The organism is Aureimonas sp. AU40, assembly GCF_001463785.1.
Taxonomy (GTDB): domain Bacteria; phylum Pseudomonadota; class Alphaproteobacteria; order Rhizobiales; family Rhizobiaceae; genus Aureimonas.
Genome location: NZ_BBWL01000002.1, coordinates 100,380 through 121,426 on the forward strand (window position 1 = coordinate 100,380; position 21,047 = coordinate 121,426).

General features: G+C 68.0%; 21 protein-coding genes. 15 read left to right on the forward strand and 6 right to left on the reverse strand.

Going from position 1 to position 21,047, the window contains the following annotated elements:
- Positions 1 to 50: 50 nt before the first annotated feature.
- From AUL32_RS01165 to AUL32_RS01185, 5 genes are all read left to right on the forward strand, one after another.
- Positions 51 to 836: a ThuA domain-containing protein gene (locus AUL32_RS01165; protein ID WP_062111053.1), complete on the forward strand. Its 786-nt coding sequence runs from the start codon at positions 51 to 53 to the stop codon at positions 834 to 836.
- Entirely contained in the window at positions 833 to 1,891 is a 1,059-nt protein-coding gene (locus AUL32_RS01170) for a Gfo/Idh/MocA family protein (RefSeq protein ID WP_062111054.1), read from the forward strand. Before AUL32_RS01165 ends, AUL32_RS01170 begins: the two co-directional genes overlap by 4 nt.
- A gap of 646 nt (positions 1,892 to 2,537) precedes the next feature.
- Positions 2,538 to 3,425 (forward strand): DMT family transporter, encoded by an 888-nt coding sequence (locus AUL32_RS01175; RefSeq protein WP_062111055.1) that lies wholly within the window; start codon positions 2,538 to 2,540, stop codon positions 3,423 to 3,425.
- 181 nt (positions 3,426 to 3,606) lie between these two features.
- On the forward strand, positions 3,607 to 4,440 hold the full coding sequence (locus AUL32_RS01180; protein WP_062111056.1) for a DeoR/GlpR family DNA-binding transcription regulator: 834 nt from the start codon (positions 3,607 to 3,609) through the stop codon (positions 4,438 to 4,440).
- Between the two features lie 70 nt (positions 4,441 to 4,510).
- On the forward strand, positions 4,511 to 5,758 hold the full coding sequence (locus tag AUL32_RS01185) for an MFS transporter (protein ID WP_062111057.1): 1,248 nt from the start codon (positions 4,511 to 4,513) through the stop codon (positions 5,756 to 5,758).
- Between the two features lie 21 nt (positions 5,759 to 5,779).
- Here AUL32_RS01185 and AUL32_RS01190 read toward each other — a convergent pair whose 3' ends face one another.
- Together AUL32_RS01190 and AUL32_RS24380 are read right to left on the reverse strand one after the other, a co-directional pair.
- The gene (locus tag AUL32_RS01190; RefSeq protein WP_082639184.1) at positions 5,780 to 5,938 is read right to left on the reverse strand and encodes a DUF3309 family protein; all 159 of its coding nucleotides are present in this window, start codon (positions 5,936 to 5,938) and stop codon (positions 5,780 to 5,782) included.
- Positions 5,939 to 6,061: 123 nt separating this feature from the next.
- Positions 6,062 to 6,220: a DUF3309 family protein gene (locus AUL32_RS24380; protein ID WP_082639185.1), complete on the reverse strand. Its 159-nt coding sequence runs from the start codon at positions 6,218 to 6,220 to the stop codon at positions 6,062 to 6,064.
- A gap of 253 nt (positions 6,221 to 6,473) precedes the next feature.
- Here AUL32_RS24380 and ispG point away from each other — a divergent pair, with 253 nt between their 5' ends.
- Genes ispG through AUL32_RS01205 form a run of 3 tightly spaced genes read left to right on the forward strand, consistent with a single transcriptional unit; the run spans position 6,474 to position 9,185 of the window.
- Positions 6,474 to 7,742 carry a flavodoxin-dependent (E)-4-hydroxy-3-methylbut-2-enyl-diphosphate synthase gene (gene ispG / locus AUL32_RS01195; RefSeq protein ID WP_062111059.1) on the forward strand — a complete coding sequence of 423 codons (1,269 nt, stop codon included), beginning with the start codon at positions 6,474 to 6,476 and terminating at the stop codon, positions 7,740 to 7,742.
- The gene (locus tag AUL32_RS01200; RefSeq protein WP_244497590.1) at positions 7,739 to 8,608 is read left to right on the forward strand and encodes a lytic transglycosylase domain-containing protein; all 870 of its coding nucleotides are present in this window, start codon (positions 7,739 to 7,741) and stop codon (positions 8,606 to 8,608) included. Before ispG ends, AUL32_RS01200 begins: the two co-directional genes overlap by 4 nt.
- Before the next feature lies 1 nt (position 8,609).
- Positions 8,610 to 9,185 carry a histidine phosphatase family protein gene (locus tag AUL32_RS01205; RefSeq protein ID WP_062111060.1) on the forward strand — a complete coding sequence of 192 codons (576 nt, stop codon included), beginning with the start codon at positions 8,610 to 8,612 and terminating at the stop codon, positions 9,183 to 9,185.
- 7 nt (positions 9,186 to 9,192) lie between these two features.
- Here the strand turns inward: AUL32_RS01205 and AUL32_RS01210 are convergent, their stop codons facing one another.
- The 3 genes from AUL32_RS01210 to AUL32_RS01220 all read right to left on the reverse strand — a co-directional run bounded on the left by AUL32_RS01210 (position 9,193) and on the right by AUL32_RS01220 (position 12,146).
- Positions 9,193 to 10,338, reverse strand: coding sequence for an amidohydrolase (locus AUL32_RS01210; RefSeq protein ID WP_062111061.1), 1,146 nt, complete (start codon positions 10,336 to 10,338; stop codon positions 9,193 to 9,195).
- 49 nt (positions 10,339 to 10,387) lie between these two features.
- A complete protein-coding gene (locus tag AUL32_RS01215; protein WP_062111062.1) occupies positions 10,388 to 11,083 on the reverse strand; it encodes a helix-turn-helix transcriptional regulator in 696 nt (231 codons plus the stop codon).
- 148 nt (positions 11,084 to 11,231) lie between these two features.
- On the reverse strand, positions 11,232 to 12,146 hold the full coding sequence (locus tag AUL32_RS01220) for a polyprenyl synthetase family protein (RefSeq protein ID WP_062111063.1): 915 nt from the start codon (positions 12,144 to 12,146) through the stop codon (positions 11,232 to 11,234).
- 320 nt (positions 12,147 to 12,466) lie between these two features.
- Between AUL32_RS01220 and AUL32_RS01225 the strand changes: the two genes are divergently transcribed.
- The gene (locus tag AUL32_RS01225) at positions 12,467 to 13,153 is read left to right on the forward strand and encodes a biosynthetic peptidoglycan transglycosylase (RefSeq protein ID WP_061977681.1); all 687 of its coding nucleotides are present in this window, start codon (positions 12,467 to 12,469) and stop codon (positions 13,151 to 13,153) included.
- A gap of 242 nt (positions 13,154 to 13,395) precedes the next feature.
- Positions 13,396 to 13,581 carry a 50S ribosomal protein L32 gene (gene rpmF / locus AUL32_RS01230; RefSeq protein ID WP_019998007.1) on the forward strand — a complete coding sequence of 62 codons (186 nt, stop codon included), beginning with the start codon at positions 13,396 to 13,398 and terminating at the stop codon, positions 13,579 to 13,581.
- A gap of 150 nt (positions 13,582 to 13,731) precedes the next feature.
- Here the strand turns inward: rpmF and phaR are convergent, their stop codons facing one another.
- Entirely contained in the window at positions 13,732 to 14,334 is a 603-nt protein-coding gene (gene phaR, locus AUL32_RS01235; protein WP_061974261.1) for a polyhydroxyalkanoate synthesis repressor PhaR, read from the reverse strand.
- 263 nt (positions 14,335 to 14,597) lie between these two features.
- Here phaR and AUL32_RS01240 point away from each other — a divergent pair, with 263 nt between their 5' ends.
- The 5 genes from AUL32_RS01240 to AUL32_RS01260 form a co-directional block, all read left to right on the forward strand.
- The gene (locus tag AUL32_RS01240) at positions 14,598 to 15,782 is read left to right on the forward strand and encodes an acetyl-CoA C-acetyltransferase (RefSeq protein WP_062111064.1); all 1,185 of its coding nucleotides are present in this window, start codon (positions 14,598 to 14,600) and stop codon (positions 15,780 to 15,782) included.
- A gap of 142 nt (positions 15,783 to 15,924) precedes the next feature.
- The gene (gene phbB, locus AUL32_RS01245) at positions 15,925 to 16,650 is read left to right on the forward strand and encodes an acetoacetyl-CoA reductase (RefSeq protein ID WP_062111065.1); all 726 of its coding nucleotides are present in this window, start codon (positions 15,925 to 15,927) and stop codon (positions 16,648 to 16,650) included.
- Positions 16,651 to 16,827: 177 nt separating this feature from the next.
- Entirely contained in the window at positions 16,828 to 17,175 is a 348-nt protein-coding gene (locus AUL32_RS01250; RefSeq protein ID WP_062111066.1) for a hypothetical protein, read from the forward strand.
- 203 nt (positions 17,176 to 17,378) lie between these two features.
- Positions 17,379 to 17,762, forward strand: coding sequence for a hypothetical protein (locus AUL32_RS01255; protein ID WP_062111067.1), 384 nt, complete (start codon positions 17,379 to 17,381; stop codon positions 17,760 to 17,762).
- A gap of 187 nt (positions 17,763 to 17,949) precedes the next feature.
- On the forward strand, positions 17,950 to 21,047 hold a 3,098-nt coding region (locus AUL32_RS01260; RefSeq protein WP_192847404.1), incomplete at its 3' end, for a helicase-related protein.

Below are 21,047 nucleotides of genomic sequence, written 5' to 3' on the forward strand. Positions count from 1 at the left end.
GAAACGCGCGGGGCGTGTGTCCCCGCGCCCCGCATGATGGGAGGCGCCTGATGTCGATCCGCGTTGTCGTCTGGAACGAGTATCTGCACGAGAAGGAGAATGCGGTCGTCCGCGAGATCTACCCGGACGGGCTGCACAACGCGATCGCAGAGGGGCTCCGCGAGGAGGAGGGGTTCGAGGTCTCCACGGCGACGCTGGAAGAGCCCGAGCATGGCCTGTCGAAGGCGCGGCTGGACGAGACCGACGTTCTCGTCTGGTGGGGCCACAAGGCGCATGCGAAAGTCGAGGATGCCGTGGTCGAGCGCGTGGCGCAGCGCGTCCACGAGGGGATGGGACTCATTGTCCTCCATTCCGGCCATTTCTCGAAGATCTTCAAGCGGCTGATGGGCACGCCCTGTTCCTTGCGCTGGCGCGAGGCGGGCGAGCGTGAGCGGCTCTGGGTCATCAATCCCAGCCACCCGATCACGCAAGGCATCGACAAGGCGATCGAGCTTCCGAATTCGGAGATGTACGGCGAGCCCTTCCTGGTTCCCGAGCCTCTGGAAACGGTCTTCGTATCCTGGTTCGAGGGCGGCGAAGTGTTCCGCTCGGGCCTCACCTACCAGCGCGGGGCGGGCCGCATCTTCTATTTCGAGCCCGGCCACGAGACCTATCCGATCTATCACGACCCGAACGTGCGCCGCGTTCTGCGCAACGCCGCGCGCTGGGCCTACAATCCCGCCAAGCCCTGGCGCGAGGTCGCCGAGGCGCCCAACGTGCCGATCGACCAGGCGCGCGAAAAGATCGAGCAGAAGGGCGGCTCGCTGCACAAGGCCGGCGAGGCGGGCTATCGATGAGCGAGGAGAAGCGTATCCTGATCCTCGGCACGGGCGGCATCGCCGCCCGCCATGCCGAGCATTTCTCCTCCATTCCCAACATGCGGGTCGTTGCCGCCGTCGACACCAATCTGGAACGCGCCCGGCTCTTCGCGCTGGAGCATTCCATCCCGCAGACCTTCGCATCGCTCAGCGAGGCCATCGCCTGGGGTGAGTTCGACGCGGCGGTAAACTCGACGCCGGACGGCGTCCACAAGGCGACGACACTGCAGCTGATCGAGGCCGGCAAGCCGGTCTTCTGCGAGAAGCCGCTGGCGGTGAACTATCCCGACGCGCTGGCGATGACCGAGGCGGCGGAAGGCGCCGGCCTCGTCAACATGGTGAACCTCACCTATCGCAACGCCCATGCTATTCAGATGGCGCGGCGCATGGTGGACGACGGGCGCATCGGCACGATCCGCCATTTCGAGGCGAGCTATCTCCAGAGCTGGCTGACGGCCGGCCATTGGGGCGACTGGCGAACCGACGAGCGCTGGCTCTGGCGCCTGTCCTCCGCGCACGGCTCCAAGGGCGTGCTGGGCGACATCGGCATCCATATTCTCGACTTCGTGACTTTCGGCACGGGTCTCGAGTTCGCGGCCCTCCAGGCGCGGATGAAGACCTACGACAAGGCCGAGGGCGGCGCGATCGGCGCGTACAAGCTGGATGTGAACGACAGCGTCGCGATGACGGTGGAGATGCGAAACGGCGCGCTCGGCGTCGTCCACATGTCGCGCTATGCCACGGGCAATCTGAACGATCTCAACCTCGCGATCTATGGCGAGGAGGGGGCCCTGCGCATCTGGGCCAACCATCTGGAGTCGCGCCTGGAAGTCTGCCTCGGGGCGGACCGGGAAACCCAGACCTGGGTCAAGGTGGACTGCCCGGTGACGCCGCGAAACGAGCATCGCTTCGCCCTGGCGCTGATGACGGGGGAGAACGGCCAGCCGAACTTCCGCCACGCCGCCGGCATCCAGAAGCTCTTGGACCTCTGCTTCGTCTCGGACGAAGAGGGGCGCATGCTGCCGGTCAACTGACGGCTGGGATATGAAAGCCGGCCCGACGGGGGAAATCCACGTGCTGGGCCGGCTTTTACGGATGGCTCCGAGCGGCGGCCAGATATGAAACCTTTAGAAGCTGTTTGATCGATCGGTCGCTTGTGGTCAGCGGCAGTTGTCAGCCGTTCCCAAGGCGAGACATCCCAGGCAATCGCGGCGGAGTTGCACAGGCACATCAGAACTGCGCGAGCGCAGGCGATGGCTCACTTGTCTACAAGGACCATTGCCGACCCTCGTCGATGCCCTTTGCATCCCTCACGTCTAGCGCCTCGGGACTGCGTGAAAAATCACGCGACGACCCTTCTTAACCACGTCGTCAAACCGTCTCCTGGCTTCTGCGATCTCCGCGCACCAAGCCGGAATTCTTATTTTCGCCGCAGGATTTTCCTTGGTTTCGCCGCACTCTCCTCGGCGATGCAGTACGATCACGCCGACAGTGACGGCGTAAGATTATATGATCGGAATCAGCGGCTTGCCGCCGTTGCGAAGGCGCCTCGAAAGGAATTATCAACCGGGAAGCGCGATAGTGCGCTTGCCGACCTTCCCGTCCCGAATACGCGCCCGCAAGGGCAAACGATCGACCGATCGCGATGCCGGCTATCCCTGTTTTTGCAAAGTCGCATCCATGCAGACCGGCATCCTCTTGGCCTTCCTGGCCTATCTCTCCTATTCCTGCTCGGACGCTGCCGGCAAGTTGCTGGGTTCGTCGCTTCCGACCTTCGAGATCGGCTTCTTCGTTTCGCTGATCGCGCTGGGGCCGGCGCTCCTGTCGAAGCGGCCGGGCGAAACCTGGCGCTCGATCGTGCGTCCGCACCGCCCCTGGCTGGTGCTCGCGCGCATGACCACCGGCACGGTGGGCGGCATGTCGGCCATCTACGCCTTCACGCATCTGCCGATGGCGCAGGCCTATTCGCTGATCTTCCTGCTGCCGGTCTTCGTCGCGATCCTCTCCATGGTGCTCCTGAAGGAGTCGGTCGGCCCGGCCCGCTGGCTGGCGCTGCTGGGCGGTCTCGCCGGCGTCATGCTGGTGGTGCGCCCCGGCTTCAACGCCCTGACGCTGGGCCATCTCGCGGCGATCGTCTGCGCCTTTTCCGGCGCGCTCAGCGCCATTCTCCTGCGCTCGCTCGGGCAGACGGAAAAGCGGCTGACGCTGGTCGGCGGCGTGCTCATGGCTGCGACCCTGACCAACGGCCTCTTGATGATCCCGCATTTCGTCATGCCCTCGACGGCGCATTGGCCGATCCTCGTGGTGGGCGGTCTGTGCGCGGGCATCGGCAACATCGCCATGGTGGTGGCCGCCCGCCTCGCGCCCGCCAGCCGCCTCGCGCCGACGCAGTATAGCCAGATCGTCTGGGCCGCCCTGCTCGGCGCCCTCCTGTTCGGCGAGTTCCCCGATCCGCTGGCCGTCGCCGGCATGGCGCTGGTCGGCTTCTGCGGCATGATGACGCTCGGCGGCGGCGAGGATCGCCGCACGGCGACCGCTCTGCCCAAGCCCGCTGCCCGGGCGCTGTAAGCGAAGCGATCCGCCGACGCCGCATCACGCCCCGAAGCTCCCAACGAACCCGCTCTCGTGGCGGGTTTTTTGTTGCATGCAGCGAGTTGGCCCGGCTTTCGCGAACAAGGCTACGTTCTTGTTTTTGACGAATCGGGCGGAAACGTGCATAGAATGTTTCGACTTCATCGGAACACCCGGCATGACTATGCTCTCTCTCACGCCCGAACGGCAGACATTGATCCGCGAACGTCTGTCCCGGGACGGGCGCGTTCTCGCCTCCGATCTCGCGCGCGAATTCGGCGTGTCGGAGGACACGATCCGGCGGGATTTGCGCGAGCTCGCTTCGTCGGGCCTGTGCCGCCGCGTCTATGGCGGCGCCCTGCCTCCGGCGCCCGGACTGGTCTCGCTCAGCCGACGGCGCGAGGAATCCAGCGATCGCAAGCGGACCTTGGCGCAGGCTTTGGCCGAGCGCATCGGCGAGATGATGCCTGCCAACGCCACGCTCTTCATCGACGCCGGATCGACCAATATCCTGGTGGCCGAAGCGCTGCGGGACGATTTGCCCCTGACTGTCGTCACCCATGCGCCCGCCATTGCCTGCGCGCTCGACGGCAAGCCCCTGATCGATGTCGTGCTTCTCGGCGGACGCGTGAACCGGCATGCCGGCGCCTGCCTCGGCGCACGCAGCCAGGGTGAGGCCGAGACCATGCGTCCAGATCTTCTCGTGCTCGGTATTTGCGGCGTCGATGCCGAAATCGGCATCACCGCGCAGGACTATGACGACGCCGCCTTCAAGCGCGCCATCGCGGCGCGGGCCGGTGCGGTGGTGGCTGCGGTGGTGAACGAGAAGCTAGCCAGCGTCGCGCCTTTTCGCGTGCTCGACACGGGCCAGCTCGACACACTGGTTATCGAACATGACGCGCCGGAGGCCGCGCTTGGCCCGATGGAGGCTGCGGGCCTGCGTCTCCTGCGCGCCCGTCCGCCCCTGGCCGAGCGCGGCCCCGCGGCCAAGTCCGCCCGCAAGGCCTCCTGAGTTAAGTCTGATCGCCGTTCAACCCGGCACCGCCCAAGCCGGCCCCTGTTTAAGCCCAAGGAAACAGCCCGTGTCCTCCACTCTTTCCCGCCGCGCGTCCGCCTGGCCGGCACGCCGGATCGCGGTCTCGCTCGCCTTCCTCGTCAACGGCTTCATTCTCGGCAATTGGACGCCGCAAATCCCGCTTCTGGCGGATCGCCTGTCGCTCAGCGAAGGGCGCCTCGGACTTCTCATCCTCGTCTTCGGCGTCGGCGCAGTGGCCGCCATGCCGCTGGTCGGCGCCGCCACGGCCCGTCTTGGCTCCCGCATTCCGACGCTCGCGCTCCAGGCGCTGCTCGCCTTCGCCTTGCCGCTTCTGGTTCTGGCGCCGACGCCGTGGACGGCGGCGGCCGCCATTCTCTTCTTCGGCATGACGATGGGCGGCATGGACGTGGCCATGAACGCCAATGCGGTCGCCACCGAGCGCACCTTGCCCTCGGCCATGATGTCCTCCTGCCACGGGTTCTGGTCGATCGGCGGCGTGCTCGGCGCGACGCTGGGCGGCCCGTTGATCGTGGCGCTCGGCTCACTGGGTCAGGCCACGATGGTTTGCCTCGTCATGCTCGCCGCGCTCTGGCCAATTGGCCGCTTCATGATGGACGACCGCGAAAGCCCGGCCGAGACCGAGGCCAAGGCCGCCGTCGCGCAAGGCGGCGGGACGTCGGCCACCGTGCCCAAGGGATCGGGCAGGCTGATCGCGGTGGCGCTCGGCGTCTGCGCCCTGTTTTCGATGGTGCCGGAAGGCGCGGCGATCGACTGGAGCGCTATCTATCTCCGGCGGGATCTGGGCGCGGACACCACAACCTCGGGCCTTGCCTTCGCCGCCTTCTCGGCCACGATGGCGCTGTTCCGCTTCCTGGGGGACGTGATCCGCGATCGGCTCGGCGCGGTGCGGACCATCCGCCTGTCGCTCGGCTTCGCCATGGCGGGTCTGGTTCTGGTGAGCCTTGCCAACGGCTTGGCGCTAGCGCTCGTGGGCTTTGCGATCCTGGGGATCGGCCTGTCCAACCTCGTGCCTATCGCCTTTTCGGCGGCCGGCAATCTGGAGGGGATGAAGCCCGGCATCGCGATCTCGATCGCGACTTCGATCGGCTACAGCGGCATTCTCATCGCGCCATCGGCGATCGGCTTCTTCGCCGAGCATTTCGGCTTTTCGCCGGTGTTCCTTGGGCTGTCTGTTTGTCTTCTCGTGGTCTTCGCGCTGTCTGGCCTGATGCACGGGGCCGATCGGCGGCAGGTCGCCCCTCTGGCCGAGGCGCGGGACAAGGTGGCCGCCTGAGCGGCCACCTTTTAGGGTGGGTCAGATTCGTCCGAGCAGGACGAGGATCAGGACCACCACGAGAAGGAAGCCGAGAAGGCCGCTCGGGCCGTAGCCCCAACCGCGCGAGTAGCCCCAGCCGGGAAAGGCGCCGATCAGGAGGAGGATCAGGACGATCAGGAGAATGGTGCCGATGGACATGGGGAACTCCACTTGGAACAATCGTGCCGGTGAAACTCACGTGCCCGTGTCCGGGTTCCACATTCCCGACACAATTTGCCGCAGGAACCTTTTTGTTCGGTGTCGGGCTCGCCGAGCGATCCCTTAGACCAGGATCGTCACCCAGATCATCACCGCGAAGGTGAAGACCACGCCGACCAGAAGCGCTGGTCGATAGGACCAGCCGCGCGACCAGGGCCAGATCGGCAGGAAGCCAAGCAGCAGGAGAAGGCAGAACAGGCTCAGGGCGGCGCCGATGGGCATGGGCTTTCCTTTGGGAGGGGCGGGGGCGGGCCGCCCGCGAGACCTCGAACGGCGGCCCGAAATGAATCGGACCGGGAGGAGGTGACAGGCCTCGGCCGCCGCCGCAAGCGGGGCGGGGCGGTCACGATGCGCCTCGCGTCATGCTCGCGACACGAAGTCTCTTCATTTGACACGCGCGCGAGGCGATATAGACGGGAAACGCGTTCGCGGCTCGCCGGAGCGCCACCGCCCTTTTCGCTGGGAAGCCGACCTCATGACCTCAGCCACGCCGCTCGAACCCGTTCTCGCCGATCCGTTGCCCCGTCGCCGGACGGTGGGCGTCGATGTCGGCGGCGTCCTCGTCGGCGGCGCGGCGCCGGTCGTGGTGCAGTCCATGACCAACACCGACACGGCTGACATCGACGCCACCGTGGCGCAGGTGGCGCAGCTGTCGCGCGCCGGCTCCGAGATCGTGCGCATTACCGTGGACCGGCCGGAATCCGCCGCCGCCGTGCCGCGCATTCGCGAGCGGCTGGATCGGCTCGGCCTTTCCGTGCCGCTGGTCGGCGACTTTCACTATATCGGCCACAAGCTGCTCGCCGACCATCCCGACTGTGCCGCCGCGCTTGCCAAGTACCGCATCAATCCCGGCAATGTCGGCTTCAAGGACAAGAAGGACCGGCAGTTCATCGAGATCGTCGAGATGGCGATCCGGCACGACAAGCCCGTGCGCATCGGCGTCAACTGGGGCTCGCTCGACCAGGAGCTGCTGACGCGGCTTATGGACCAGAACTCGGCGCTATCCGAGCCACGCCCGGCCCGGGCCGTGATGCGCGAGGCGATCATCCAGTCCGCGCTTCTGTCCGCCGCGCTGGCGGAGGAAACGGGCCTTGCGCGCGAGCGCATCATCCTTTCGGCCAAGGTCTCCAACGTGCAGGACCTCATCGCCGTTTACCGCGACCTGTCGCGCCGCACGGACCATGCGATCCATCTCGGCCTGACGGAAGCGGGCATGGGCTCCAAGGGCATCGTCGCCTCCTCGGCCGCCATGGGCATTCTTCTGCAGGAGGGCATCGGCGACACAATCCGCGTTTCGCTGACGCCCGAGCCCGGCGGCGACCGCACCAAGGAGGTGCAGGTCGCGCAGGAGCTCCTCCAGACCATGGGCTTCCGGCAGTTCATCCCGATCGTCGCGGCCTGCCCGGGCTGCGGGCGCACGACCTCCACGCTCTTCCAAGAATTGGCCGAGACGATCCAGAACGACATTCGCCGCAACATGCCGGTCTGGCGCGAGCGCTATCCCGGCGTCGAGGCGCTGTCGGTTGCCGTCATGGGCTGCATCGTCAACGGACCGGGCGAGTCCAAGCATGCCGATATCGGCATCTCGCTGCCCGGCACGGCCGAGGTGCCATCCGCCCCGGTCTATATGGATGGGGTGAAGGTCGCGACGCTGCGCGGCGCCGGCATCGCGCAGGAGTTCCATGAGATGGTTCTCGCCTATATCGAGCGCCGCTTCGGGGGCGGGCGCGCCGCCGCCGAATGACGCGACACCTCCTGCGCTCCGCCCTGGTCGGGGCCGCGCTCGTCGCGGCCGGGCCGTCGCTTGTCCTGGCCGAAGACAAGACGGGCGAGAAGAACAATCCGCGCGTGGCGGAAATTTGTGATCTCATCGCCGAGAATGCCGGTGCGGTCGGCATGGAGCCGGCCTTCTTCGCGCGGCTGATCTGGAAGGAGTCGCGCTTCGACGAATCCGCCCTTTCGCCGGTCGGGGCGCAGGGCATCGCCCAGTTCATGCCCTACACCGCCAAGGAGCGGGGCCTGACGGACCCGTTCGACAAGCGCGAGGCGCTGCGCCATTCCGCCCGCTATCTGCGGGATCTGCGCGCCGAACTCGGCTCCTGGGGCCTCGCGGCGGCGGCCTATAATGGCGGCATCAACCGCGTGAAGCGCTGGATGCAGAGCGGCGGGCGCCTTCCCTACGAGACCGAGGACTATGTCCTCTCCATCACCGCGCAGCCCGCCGCCTTCTTCCGCGAGGAAAAGCGCGAGGCGGAGGTGGCGCCGTTGGTGAAGGATCTCGACTTCGCGCTCGGCTGCCGGCGCCTGCCCATCCTGCCGACGCGAACCGTCTTCGCGGCGGCCGAAAGCGCGCCCATGCGCCCCTGGGGCGCGCAGGTCGCCGGCCATCCCAACGAGGCGATCGCCGTTCGCCTTTATCGCAAGCTGCAGGACCGCTATCCCGGCGTGCTCGGCGGCGTGGAGCCGATCGTCATGCGCACCCGCCCCCTGTCCGGCCCGCGCCGCATCACCGCGATCCGCATCGGCGCCAACACGCGGGGCGCGGCCGACGCGTTCTGCGCGAAATATCGCGGCGTCGGCGGCTCCTGCGTGGTCATGAAGAACCGCTGACATGGCGACGCTTTTCTTCGTCACCCACCCGGAGGTCGTGGTCGATCCGCACACGCCGGTGGAGCGCTGGCACCTGTCCGAACGCGGCATCACCCGGATGCGGCACTTCGCGGCTCGCGAAGAGCTGAGGGGGATCGGCGCCGTGTGGGCGAGCACGGAGACCAAGGCGATCGAGGCGGCCGGTCTTCTGGCGGCGCGCTTCGGCCTTGGCGTCGAGACCGAGCGGGCGCTCGGCGAGAACGATCGCAGCGCCACCGGCTTCCTGCCGCCGCCCGAGTTCGAAGCGATGGCCGACGCGTTCTTCGCCGCGCCCGAGCAGAGCGTGCGCGGCTGGGAGCGGGCGGTGGACGCGCAAAGCCGCATCGCCTGCGCCGTGCGCACTATTGCGGAGCGGCACGAGGGAGGCGATCTCGCCATCGTCGCGCACGGCGCGGTCGGCGCGCTGCTCCTCTCGGCGCTCGCCGGCCGCCCGATCTCGCGCCGCGAGGACCAGCCCTTCCAAGGCCATGTCTGGCGCGCGTCCTTGCCGGACCTCGCCCTGTTGCAAGGCTGGGAGCCGATCGCGCCGAGGGACTGAACCGGGCCTACTCCAGAAACTCCCACGTGGCGCGAAGGAAGACCCGCGCGCCGATGGCAAGAAGCTCGTCGGGAAAATCGTAGTCGGGATTGTGCAGGCGCGGATGGTCCGTGCCGGCGCCGAGAAAGAGCATGGCCGAGGGCGACAGGTCCGCGAAGCGGCCGAAATCCTCCGACGGATACATCGGCGTGCCCGGCGCATGCGCGATCCCTTCCGCATTGAGGGCGCGGCGCAGCAGCGCGACCGCCTCGGGGTGGTTCTCGCAATGGCGGAACACATCGTCATAAGCGAGCGCGTATCGCAGGCCGGCAGCCTCCGCCTCGGCGGCGACCAGCGCTTCGGCCTGCCTAACCAGCGCGTCCATCGCCTCGTCGCGCAGCGTTCGCAGCGTCGCCCAGATTTCGGCCTCGCCCGGCGCGATGCCGAAGGCGGGCTCGCCCAGCCTCGCATGGGTGACGGTGACGAGGCGGAAACGCTCGTCCAGCGCGCCGCCGGGCCCGAGCGCTGAGAGCGCCGGCATGAGCCGGGCGAGCGCCGGCATGGGCGACAGGCCGTCCTGCGGCATGGAGGCATGGGCCGTCTTGCCGGACAGCGTGATGCGCAAGCCGCGCGAGGCGCAATTGACCGGCCCTTCGCGCAGCGCGACCTCACCGAGCGGCAGGCCCGGCCAATTGTGCAGGGACAGCGCCATGTCGGGCGCGATGACGGCGAAGGCGGGATCGGCGATGACGGCCGCCGCGCCCGCGCCGGTCTCCTCGGCCGGCTGAAACAGGAGGACGACCCGCCCGCGCGCCGGCCTCCGCCGGCTCAGCTCGGCCGCAACCAGCGTCAGAATCGCCGAATGGCCGTCATGGCCGCACAGATGCCCCTTGCCCGGCACGCGCGAGCGATGCGGCGCGTCGCTGATTTCCTGAATCGGCAGGGCGTCCAGCTCGCAGCGAAGAAGCAGGCTCCGCCCCGGCGCCGCGCCCTCGAACACGGCGGCCACGCCATGGCCGCCGAGGCCGCGCAGCAGCTGGTCGGGCCGAAAGGCGGCGAGCCGCGCGGCGACGGCCTCGGCGGTCTCCGCCTCTTCGCCCGAGACTTCCGGTGCCTGATGAAGCCGGCGACGAAAGGCGATCGCATCGCTCACATGCCGTTCGTCGAGTTCCATGACGCTTCGCTCCTTTCGCTTGACCGAGCCACGAGCCCAGAGAGCTCTTCTAACGCCGATCCGCCACGATGCCCTGCGACAGACGCCATTCCTTCAGAAGCTGCGCCCTTCGCCTGGGGCTGCGCTCGTCCAGAAGCTCGGCGGAGGCGATCCGGTCGGTGCGGAAATGGCGGAAGTCGCCGCGCATCTCGCACCAGCCGAGAAGAATGCGCGCGCCCTCGAAAAAGGCGAGCGCGAAAGGCCAGATCACGCGATCCGAGGGGCTGCCCGCTGCGTCCCGGTAGGCAAGGCGCAGCTTGCGCTCGCGCCGGATCGCAAGGCGCAGCAGCGCGGGGTCGATGGAATCGGCAAGGCGCGTCTTGCCGGGGCCGACCATGAGGCTGGACGCGTCGAGCTCGGCGCGAAGCTCGGGCGGCAGAACGGCGGCGATGCGCGACAGGGCCGAGAGGGCGGCGTCCCGCAAGGCGGGGTCGGCCTGGCCCGCCACCCAGCGCGAGCCGAGCGCCAGGGCCTCCAGCTCCTCCGGGCGAAACATCAGGGGCGGCAAGTGGAAGCCCGGCCGCAGGACATAGCCGATGCCGGCCTCGCCCTCGACCTCGGCACCCAGCGCCTGAAGGCTGGCGATGTCGCGATAGAGCGTGCGCAGGCTGACGCCCAGCGTCTCGGCAAGCGCATGTCCGCTCACCGGCTGGCGATGCCGGCGCAGAAGGGCGAGAAGATCCAGAAGCCGTTCGGAGCGCGACATCGCGGCGGTCTGCCTGAAAATCGGAATGGCGTTTGGAATCGGGGACGATACCGGCGGGCGGGCGGAGGATGGGCAGGGAAATTCGTTCGGTCGCAAGGAGCTGACGAAACACCCGGCCAGCCGACCCGGCAGGTTTCGTCTCGGGTTCTCAATGATCGCGGAAGGCGACGAAGCGGGCGATCTGTTTCAGCGTATCGGCCCGCTCGCCATAGGGCGCGAGCAGCGCCTCGGCCTCGCCGACGAGCCGGGCCAGTTCGCCCCGCGTCCAGTCCTGGCCGCGCAGCGCCGGCAGGGTCTTCTTGCCGCGCGCCTGATCCTTGCCGGTGGCCTTGCCGAGCGTCGCGGCGTCGGCGGTCTCGTCCAGCAGATCGTCGGCGAGCTGGAAGGCGAGGCCGACGATCTCGCCGTAGCGGCGCAGCGCGGCGCGATCGGCTTGCGTTGCGCTGGCGAGAATCGCGCCCGATTCCGCCGCGAAGGCAATCAGCGCGCCGGTCTTCATCGCCTGCATCCGCGCGATCTCGGCGTCGCCGAGCGTTTCCGTTTCGGCGGCGAGGTCCAGCGCCTGCCCGCCGGCCATGCCCGCCGCGCCCGCTTCGCGCGACAGGAGCGCGACGAGCTTGACCCTTGCCGCCGGCTCGATCGTCTCCGCCTCGGCCACCAGCCCGAAAGCCAGCGTCAGTAGAGCGTCGCCGGCCAGAATCGCCGTCGCCTCGTCGAAGGCGCGGTGGACGGTGGGCCGGCCCCGGCGCAGGTCGTCGTCGTCCATGGCCGGCAGGTCGTCATGCACCAGCGAGTAGCAGTGGATGCATTCCAGCGCCGCGCCGACCGGGGACGCCAGGTCCGCTGAGGCGCCGAACAGGGCGGCCGAGGCCTCCACCAGAAGAGGGCGCAGCCGCTTGCCGCCGCCCAGCGCGCCGTGGCGCATGGCCTGGAGGAGCCGGTTCGGGGCGCCGTCGAGAAGCGCCGTGTCGCCCGCGAGCGCCGCCTCCAAGGCGGCCTCCATGCGCGCGGCGGCGTCCTTGAGCGAGGTTTCGAAGGCGTGCCGCGCGGCGATGTCCGTCATGGGGGCTCCAGGGCCGGGGGTGCGAATGGGTGGTGTCTCTGTGCCAATCGGCGCGCCCTGCCGCAAGTCGTGTTCGGCCGGGGCGTTGCCCGAGTTTCCAAAGCCTTGCTATGACGGAGGCCAGAGGCATCCTGCCGCCGATCCCGGGGAGATCATGGACAAGACGCGTGGCCGACCGGATTGATAGGGGAGGGGGCGAGCCCGGCCTTCCGGTGGAGCGGGCCTTTCCCGCGCCCGAATGGGCGGCCGACACGCGCGAGGAGGATCCCCATGACGCCAGCGGGACGCCGGATTCGGGCGCCCGGCCATTCAGGCCCTCGATGATCCGCCGCGCGCTTTATGCCGCGCTTCTGGTTCTGGTGGGCTTGGCGGCGCTGCCCGCCGCCCTGGTTCCGATCTATGCCATTCCCGGCGTGCGGCCGGTCTCGACCCTGATGCTGGCCGAGCATTTCAGCTTTCAGCCCTATGACCGCGAATGGACGCCGATCGGCGACATCGCGCCGGTTCTGGTCAGCTCCGTCATGATGTCGGAAGACGGGCAATATTGCTTCCACGGCGGCGTCGACTGGAACGCGCTGGGCACGGTGGTGGATCAGGCGGTGAACGAGGGCGAGGCCAGCCGGGGCGCGTCTACCATCCCCATGCAGACGGCGAAGAACCTGTTCCTCTGGAACGGGCGCTCCTTCCTGCGAAAGGGGTTGGAACTGCCGCTGGCGATCTATGCCGACTTCGTCTGGTCGAAGCGGCGCACCATGGAAATCTATCTCAACATCGCCGAATGGGGCGACGGCATCTACGGAATCGGCGCGGCCTCGCGCTTCTATTTCAACAAGCCGCCCGCGCAGCTCACCGCCCGGCAGGCCGCGCTTCTCGCCGTCACGCTGCCCTCGCCGCGCACGCGCGACCCCGCGCGGCCCTCGGCCGGGCTGCGGCGTCTGGCGCAGGTCGTGGAGGCGCGGGCGCGCGCGTCTGGCGACTATACCGGCTGCGTGCTGGGTGCCCGATAAGGCCGGGAGACGAGAAAAACCGGCTCGCCCCTTTCCAAGGGGAGGCATCTTTGCTAAGGGCAGGGCCGAATTCCCGTCAATTCGATAGGGCCGAATTCGAACCCTCTGGGCTTCGACGGTCGGTCGTTTGATCGGGATCGGCTTTCGCGGCGCCCCCGCGCCGGCCAAACCAAGAACAACAACCATTCGACGCGGTTCGTCCTCGACGGAACTCAGCGCCGCCGACGTGAACGGAGAAACCGATGGCCGTCCCCAAACGCAAAACCTCCCCCTCCAAGCGCGGCATGCGCCGTTCGGCCGACGCGCTGAAGGCCCCGACCTATGTCGAGGACAAGAACTCCGGCGAGCTGCGCCGCCCGCACCACATCGACCTGAAGTCCGGCATGTATCGCGGCCGTCAGATCCTCGCGGTCAAGCAGGACGCCTGATTTCAGGCTCGGGTCTCGCGACCCTGACACATTGAAAAAGCCGGATGCGCGAGCGTCCGGCTTTTTTCGTATGGGGGAATGCTTGGGCAGGGCGCCGGAGCCTGCGGGCGAAGGGCGGCGAAGCCGCGCCCTTGCGCCCGCCGGAAGGCGTCAGTTGCCCTTCTTGTCCATCTCTTCCAGCCGGCGCTGCATTGCGGCGAGCTGTTCGCGCATGGCGCTGAAATCGTCCGCCGTGGGCGTGGCCGCCGCCGGCTCGGGCGCGCGCTCGGGTGCTGCGCGGGCGCCGCCCTTGTCCGGCATGCCCATGGCGCTGGCGAGGAAGGGATTGAACATGCCCATCGCCTCGCGGAACATCTCGGTGTTGCGGCGCACCTGCGTTTCCATCAGCTGCAGCGGATTGCTGCCGGGCGTGGGGCGATAGGATTCCTGCTCGCGCGAGAAGGCGGCCATGGACTGTTCGAGATAGGCGGGAATCACCATCTGCATCTGGTCGCCGTAGAAGCGGATGAGCTGGCGCAGGAAGGCGATGGGCATAAGGTTCTGCCCGCCCTTGTTCTCCTGCTCGAAAATGATCTGGGTCAGGACGGAATGGGTGATGTCCTCACCCGTCTTGGCGTCCTGCACCACGAAGTCCTCGTTCCCCTTCACCATCGCGGCGAGATTCTCGAGCGTCACGTACATGCTGGTGCCGGTGTTGTAGAGGCGGCGATTGGCGTATTTCTTGATGACGGTCGGTTCGTTGCTGCGTGCCATTCGCTCTCTCCCAAGGCGATCCAGAGTTTGGGCTCATTCTTCGCTGCCCTTGCGAAAGGATAGGCATGTTTTGGCCGACATTCCAAACTTTTCCATCTGAATTTCTTGGGAAATCCCCGTTCGCGCGCCGAGAGCGCAGCGCACTCCCCGGCTGGCGAGATTGAAATCAGCCGTTGTGTTTGACAGGCTCCGCGCCACTCTGCAAAGGTCGGGCCGAATGCCGCCGGCAAGAGGCGGCAGGACTGGGAGAGAAGGGTCAGGGCATGAGCGCATTGCAGCGGATCGTCATCGTCGGAGCGGCCCGTACGCCGGTCGGCTCCTTCAACGGAGCCTTCGCCAACGTCCCGGCCCATCTTCTCGGCGTCGCCGCCATCACCGAGGCGCTGAAGCGCGCCGGCGTCGAGCCCGGCGAGGTGGACGAGGTGATCCTCGGTCAGGTCCTCCAGGCGGCCGAAGGGCAGAATCCCGCGCGCCAGGCGGCCATGAAGGCGGGCGTGCCGAAGGAGGCCTCGGCTTGGGGGCTCAACCAGCTCTGCGGCTCGGGCCTTCGCGCCGTGGCGCTCGGCGCGCAGCAGATCGCCACGGGCGATGCGCGCGTCGTGGTTGCAGGCGGGCAGGAGTCCATGTCCATGGCGCCTCATGCCGCGCACTTGCGCGCTGGCCAGAAGATGGGCGACCTGAAGTTCATCGACACGATGCTGAAGGACGGCCTGATCGACGCCTTCCAGGGCTACCACATGGGCAACACGGCCGAGAACGTCGCCCGCCAGTGGCAGATCACGCGCGACGAGCAGGACGAGTTCGCCGTCCGCTCGCAGAACAAGGCCGAAGCCGCGCAGAAGGCCGGCCGCTTCAAGGACGAGATCGTTCCCTTCACCGTGTCCAGCCGCAAGGGCGACGTGGTGGTCGAGGAGGACGAGTACATCAAGCCCGGCACGACGCTGGACAAGGTGCAGAAGCTGAAGCCCGCCTTCGACAAGGAAGGCACGGTCACCGCCGGCAACGCCTCGGGCATCAACGACGGCGCGGCCGCCTTGGTGCTGATGACCGAGGAGGAAGCCGCGCGGCGCGGCCTGACGCCGCTCGCCCGCATCGCCTCCTTCGCCACCGTCGGCGTCGATCCGGCCGTGATGGGCTCCGGCCCGATCCCCGCTTCGCGCCGCGCGCTGGAAAAGGCGGGCTGGCGGATCGAGGATCTCGAACTCGTCGAGGCCAACGAGGCCTTCGCCGCGCAGGCCTGCGCGGTGAACAAGGATCTGGGCTGGAATCCCGACATCGTCAACGTCAACGGCGGCGCCATCGCGATCGGCCATCCGATCGGCGCGTCCGGCGCCCGCTGCCTCAACACGCTTCTCTACGAGATGCGCCGGCGCGAGGTGAAGCGCGGCCTCGCCACGCTGTGCGTCGGCGGCGGCATGGGTGTCGCCATGTGCCTCGAGCGCTTCTGACGCTTCGCAGGCGGAGGAGGGCGCGCCGCTCTCCTCCGCCGCTTCTTCTCAGCCATTCCCGACCACGCTTCGGTTCGCGACCTTCCCGGTCGCGGCCCGCTTCGTGTCGTCCGATGCAATCATAAGAAACCGGAGGAAACAGATGAGCAAAGTGGCGATCGTGACGGGTGGAACGCGGGGCATCGGCGCCGCCGTCTCCAAGGCGCTCCAGGGCGCGGGCTACACCGTGGCAGCCAACTACGCCGGCAACGACGCGGCGGCCGAGGCCTTTCGGGCCGAGACGGGGATTGCCGTGTTCAAATGGGATGTCGGCTCCTACGAGTCCTGCACCGATGGCATCAAGAAGGTCGAGGCGGAACTCGGACCTCTCGCGATCCTCGTCAACAATGCCGGCATCACCCGCGACGCGATGTTCCACAAGATGACGCCCGAGCAGTGGAGCGCCGTCATCAACACCAATCTCACCGGCCTCTTCAACATGACCCGTCCGGCCTGGGAGGGGATGCGCGAGCGCAAGTTCGGCCGCGTCATCAACATTTCCTCGATCAACGGCCAGAAGGGCCAGGCGGGTCAGGTCAACTATTCCGCCGCCAAGGCCGGCGACATCGGCTTCACCAAGGCGCTGGCGCAGGAAGGCGCGCGCGTCGGCATCACCGTGAACGCCATCTGCCCCGGCTATATCGGCACGGACATGGTGCGCGCCATCGACGAGAAGGTGCTGAACGAGCGCATCCTGCCGCAGATCCCGGTGGGCCGCCTCGGCGAGCCGGAGGAGATCGCCCGCACGGTCCTTTTCCTTGCGTCCGACGAGGCCGGCTTCATCACGGGTTCGACGCTTACGGTGAACGGCGGTCAGTATTTCGCCTGACCCTTGCGGCGCCGCAACAATTCTGCTTTCGGCGAACCAGTCTTCGCCGAAAGCCTCGAAGTTGAAGCATTAAACTCATCGGGGCCCCGCACGAAAACGGGAACCGAAGCACGGGCTGATCATTTTGGAGGCGACAAGCAACCGCGCCAGGTTGCGACCCTTCCGAGGATTCGACCTATGATCCGCAAGAACCTGACCTTGGCTCTCGCCGCCGTCGCCCTTCTGGGCACTGCGGCCCCCTCGCTTGCCCAGGGTATCGAGATCGGCCGTGATGGCGTTCGTCTCGTCGATCCCAGCCAGCAGCGCAACCCGAACCAGCGCGACGACATGCGCCGCGACGACCGCCGTGGCCGCGAGATCGGCGAGCGGGACGCGGTGCGCATCGCTCGCTCGCAGGGCGTTCGCGAGGTGGACGACGTCACCCGCATGCGCAACAGCTTCCGCGTCATGGGCACGGATCGCCAGGGCGACGACATTCAGGTCGATGTCGACCGTCGGACGGGCGAAGTGCTGGCCGTTCGCTGAGCCGAAATTTCGATCAGTCTATCGGGCGGCGCCATGGCGCCGCCTTTTTCATGTCTCCAGCCTGAGCCTGTCGGAGGCCTGCTCGCCTCGCGAAAAGGGCAGGAGGCCTCCGATTCGTTTGACGGGAACCTTTCTGCCGGGCCAAGGCTTTCAGGTCGCCAAATCGTGAGCGCTCCGCCAATGGGGCGCATGGGAGACGAGAGATGATGAAGCGTTTCTTGCGCGTGGGAGGTCTGGCCGTCCTGACCTTGGCCACGACGCTGCCGGCGATGGCGCAGTCGCTGGAACTGGGGCCGGGCGGCCTGCGCGTCGTGCCCGACGACGACCGGCGCGGCCCGCCGCCCCCGCCCCCCTATGACCGTGGCCCGCCGCCGAACTGGCGCGATGGCCCGCAGCCACCGCCTCCGGGTCGCCGCTCGCTCAGCGATCGCGAGGCGATCCGCATCGCCCGCACCGAGGGGCTGCGCGACGTGGACAACGTGTCCCGCCGGGGCCGCACCATTCGCGTCGACGGCGGCGATCGCCAGGGTGACGACATCACGGTGATCATCGACGCGCGCAGCGGTGACGTTCTGGACGTTCGCTGACCCCAGTCTCCGCTCTTTCACCGAAAGCCGCTCACGCCATTGAGGCGGGGCGGCTTTCGCTTGTTGGGGCGCCCTTGGCCGGCGGTGCCGAGCGTGCCGCCCACCCGGGCGTGGCTGCGCAACTTCCGGAACAGAATCGTTTGCGTTTCCCGGACGCGAACCCACCTATGGTCCGACCATGATGGACATGCGCATTACCCCCTCCAAGGACAAGCGGCCGGCCTCCCGTTTCGACGGGCGCGGCGTCACCGCTGTTCTGGGACCCACCAACACCGGCAAGACCTTTCTTGCGATCGAGCGGATGGTGGCGCATTCCTCCGGCGTCATCGGCCTGCCGCTGCGCCTGCTCGCGCGCGAGGTCTATCAGCGCGTGGTGGAGCGCGTCGGCATCGGCGCCGTCTCGCTCATCACAGGCGAGGAGAAGATCAAGCCGCCCAACGCCCGCTACCAGGTCTGCACGGTCGAGGCCATGCCGCGCGAGACGCCGGCCGAGTTCGTCGCCATCGACGAGGTGCAACTGGCCGGCGATCTCGAGCGCGGCCACATCTTCACCGACCGCATCCTTCACACGCGCGGCCGCTCCGAAACGCTGCTTCTCGGCTCGGCCACGATGCGCGGCGTCCTGGAGCGGCTGCTGCCGGGCATCCAGTGCGTCACGCGCCCGCGCATGTCGCAGCTCCTTTATGCCGGCTCCAAGAAGATCACGCGCCTGCCGCGCCGCTCGGCCATCGTCGCCTTCTCGGCAGAGGAGGTCTATGCGATCGCCGAGCTGATCCGGCGCCAGCGCGGCGGGGCGGCCGTGGTTCTCGGCGCCCTGTCGCCGCGCACGCGCAACAAGCAGGTCGAGCTCTATCAGAACGGCGAGGTCGAGTTCCTGGTCGCCACCGACGCGATCGGCATGGGGCTCAATCTCGATGTCGATCATGTCGCCTTCGCGCAGGACTGGAAATATGACGGGTTCCAGTATCGCCAGCTGACCCCGTCCGAATACGGTCAGATCGCCGGCCGCGCCGGTCGCCACGTGCGCGACGGCACGTTCGGCGTCACCGGCCGGGTCGATCCGCTGCCCCAGGAACTGGTGGAGGCGCTGGAATCGCACCATTTCGACTCGGTGAAGGTTCTGCAATGGCGCTCGCGCCAGCTCGACTTCGCCTCGATCGACGCCCTGAAGCGCAGCCTGGACGCGCTTCCGCCGGACGAGATGCTGGTTCGCGCGCTTCCGGCGGTCGACCAGCGCGCGCTAGACTTCCTGACGCGCGACGAGGGTGTTATGGCAGCGGCCAAGGGGGCCAAGAACGTCGAATTGCTATGGGAGGCCTGCAAGCTTCCCGACTATCGCCGCATCGCACCCGCACAGCACGCCGAGATCATCGCCTCGATTTACGGCGATCTGGTGCGGCGCGGCGCGGTGGCGGAAGACTACATGGCCTCGCAGGTGCGGCGCGCCGATTCCACCGAGGGCGACATCGACACGCTCTCGCAGCGGATCGCCGAAATCCGCACGTGGACCTATATTTCCCATCGCCCCGGCTGGCTGTCTGATCCGACACACTGGCAGGAAAACACACGGGCAATCGAAGATCGATTGTCGGACGCGCTTCACGAGCGGTTGACGAAACGCTTCGTAGATCGCAGGACAAGCGTCCTGATGAAGCGGCTGAGAGAGAACGCATTCATGGAAGCTGAAATCGGCAGCGACGGCACGGTGCTCGTGGAGGGCCACCTTGTGGGCGAGCTGCAAGGGTTCAGGTTCACGCCGGACACCAAGTCCGACGGGCCCGACGCCAAAGCCGTTCGCGCCGCCTCGCAGAAAGCCTTGGCGGGCGAGTACGACAAGCGGGCTGAGCGGTTCTTCAATGCGCCGAACGGCGATCTGGCGCTGGGCAGCGACGCACTCGTGCGCTGGCTCGGCGCGCCGGTCGCCTCGCTCGCGGCCGGCGAGGACCCGCTGCGTCCGCGCACCGTGCTGCTCGCCGACGACGGGCTCACCGGCCCCGCGCGCGACAAGGTCGCCCAGCGGGTCGAACGCTTTGTCACCTACCAGATCTCGACCATCCTCAAGCCGCTCGCCGACCTGCGCGAGCCCGAGGGCGTGGACGGCACGGCGCGCGGCATCGCCTTCCGCCTCTACGAGAATTTCGGCCTGATCCAGCGCCGCGACATCTCCGAAGAGGTGCGCGGCCTCGATCAGGACGCGCGCGCGGCGCTGCGCCGCCTCGGCGTTCGCTTCGGCGCCTATCACATCTTCCTTCCCGCTCTGGTGAAGCCGGCCCCCGCCGCCCTGATGACGCTGCTCTGGTCCGTCGCCAACGACGGGCGCGAGCGCGCGGGCTTTGGCGAGGTGACGCAGCTTCTCGCCACCGGCCGCACCTCGGTTCAGCCGGACGCGAACTTCGACCCGATCTTCTATTCGCTGGCGGGCTATCGCCTGCTCGGCCGCCGCGCGGTGCGCATCGACATTCTGGAGCGCTTGGCCGACCTGATCCGCCCGGCGCTCGCCTGGAACCCCGGCACCGGCAAGCGGCCGGACGGCGCCTATAACGGGCGCGAGTTCCTGGTGACGCCCGCCATGATGTCGATCCTCGGCGCCACGGCCGACGACATGGACGAGATCCTGAAGGGTCTCGGCTACCGCTCGCAAGGCATCGACCAGCGCGAAGTGGAGTCCACCATCGCACGCCAGGACGAGGCGGCTCTCGCCGCGCAGGCCGCCAATCGCCAGTCCGCCGAGGTCAGCGCGGACGACGCCAAGATTCTCGAAGAGGGCGCGACGCTCGCGCTTCTCGGCGACGTGCCGGCGCAGGATGGGATCGCTTCGGAAGATGCGGTTGCCGAGCCGCTGGCATCGGCCGAAAGCCTGTCCGCGTCCGATCTGCAGCCCGCCATGCAGCCAGGCGCGGCACTGCAGGACGATGAACTCGCCGCCGTTTCGGGCGACGATCCGCGTCCGGTCGATTCGATCCTCAGCGACGAGCCGGTGTCGAGCGCCGACGAAGTTGAGGTCCATTCCGCCGGCGCCGTATCCGATCCCGTCGCGCAGGAAACGCCGATCGAGACCGCCCTGTCGGAGCCCACACCCGAGGATTCGGGGACGGTGGCCGATCTGGAGCCGGCCGAGCCGGCCAAGCTCGTTCAGGTCTGGCGTCCCTATCGCGGCGAGAACCGCAGCCGCGGCCAGGGGCGCGGTGCGCCCGGCGCACGTGGCCCGGGCCGTCATGGCGGCGGTGGTCGCTCGGCCGGGCCTCGTGCCGGCGAAGCGCCGGTCGGGGAAGCCGGCGAGGCGCG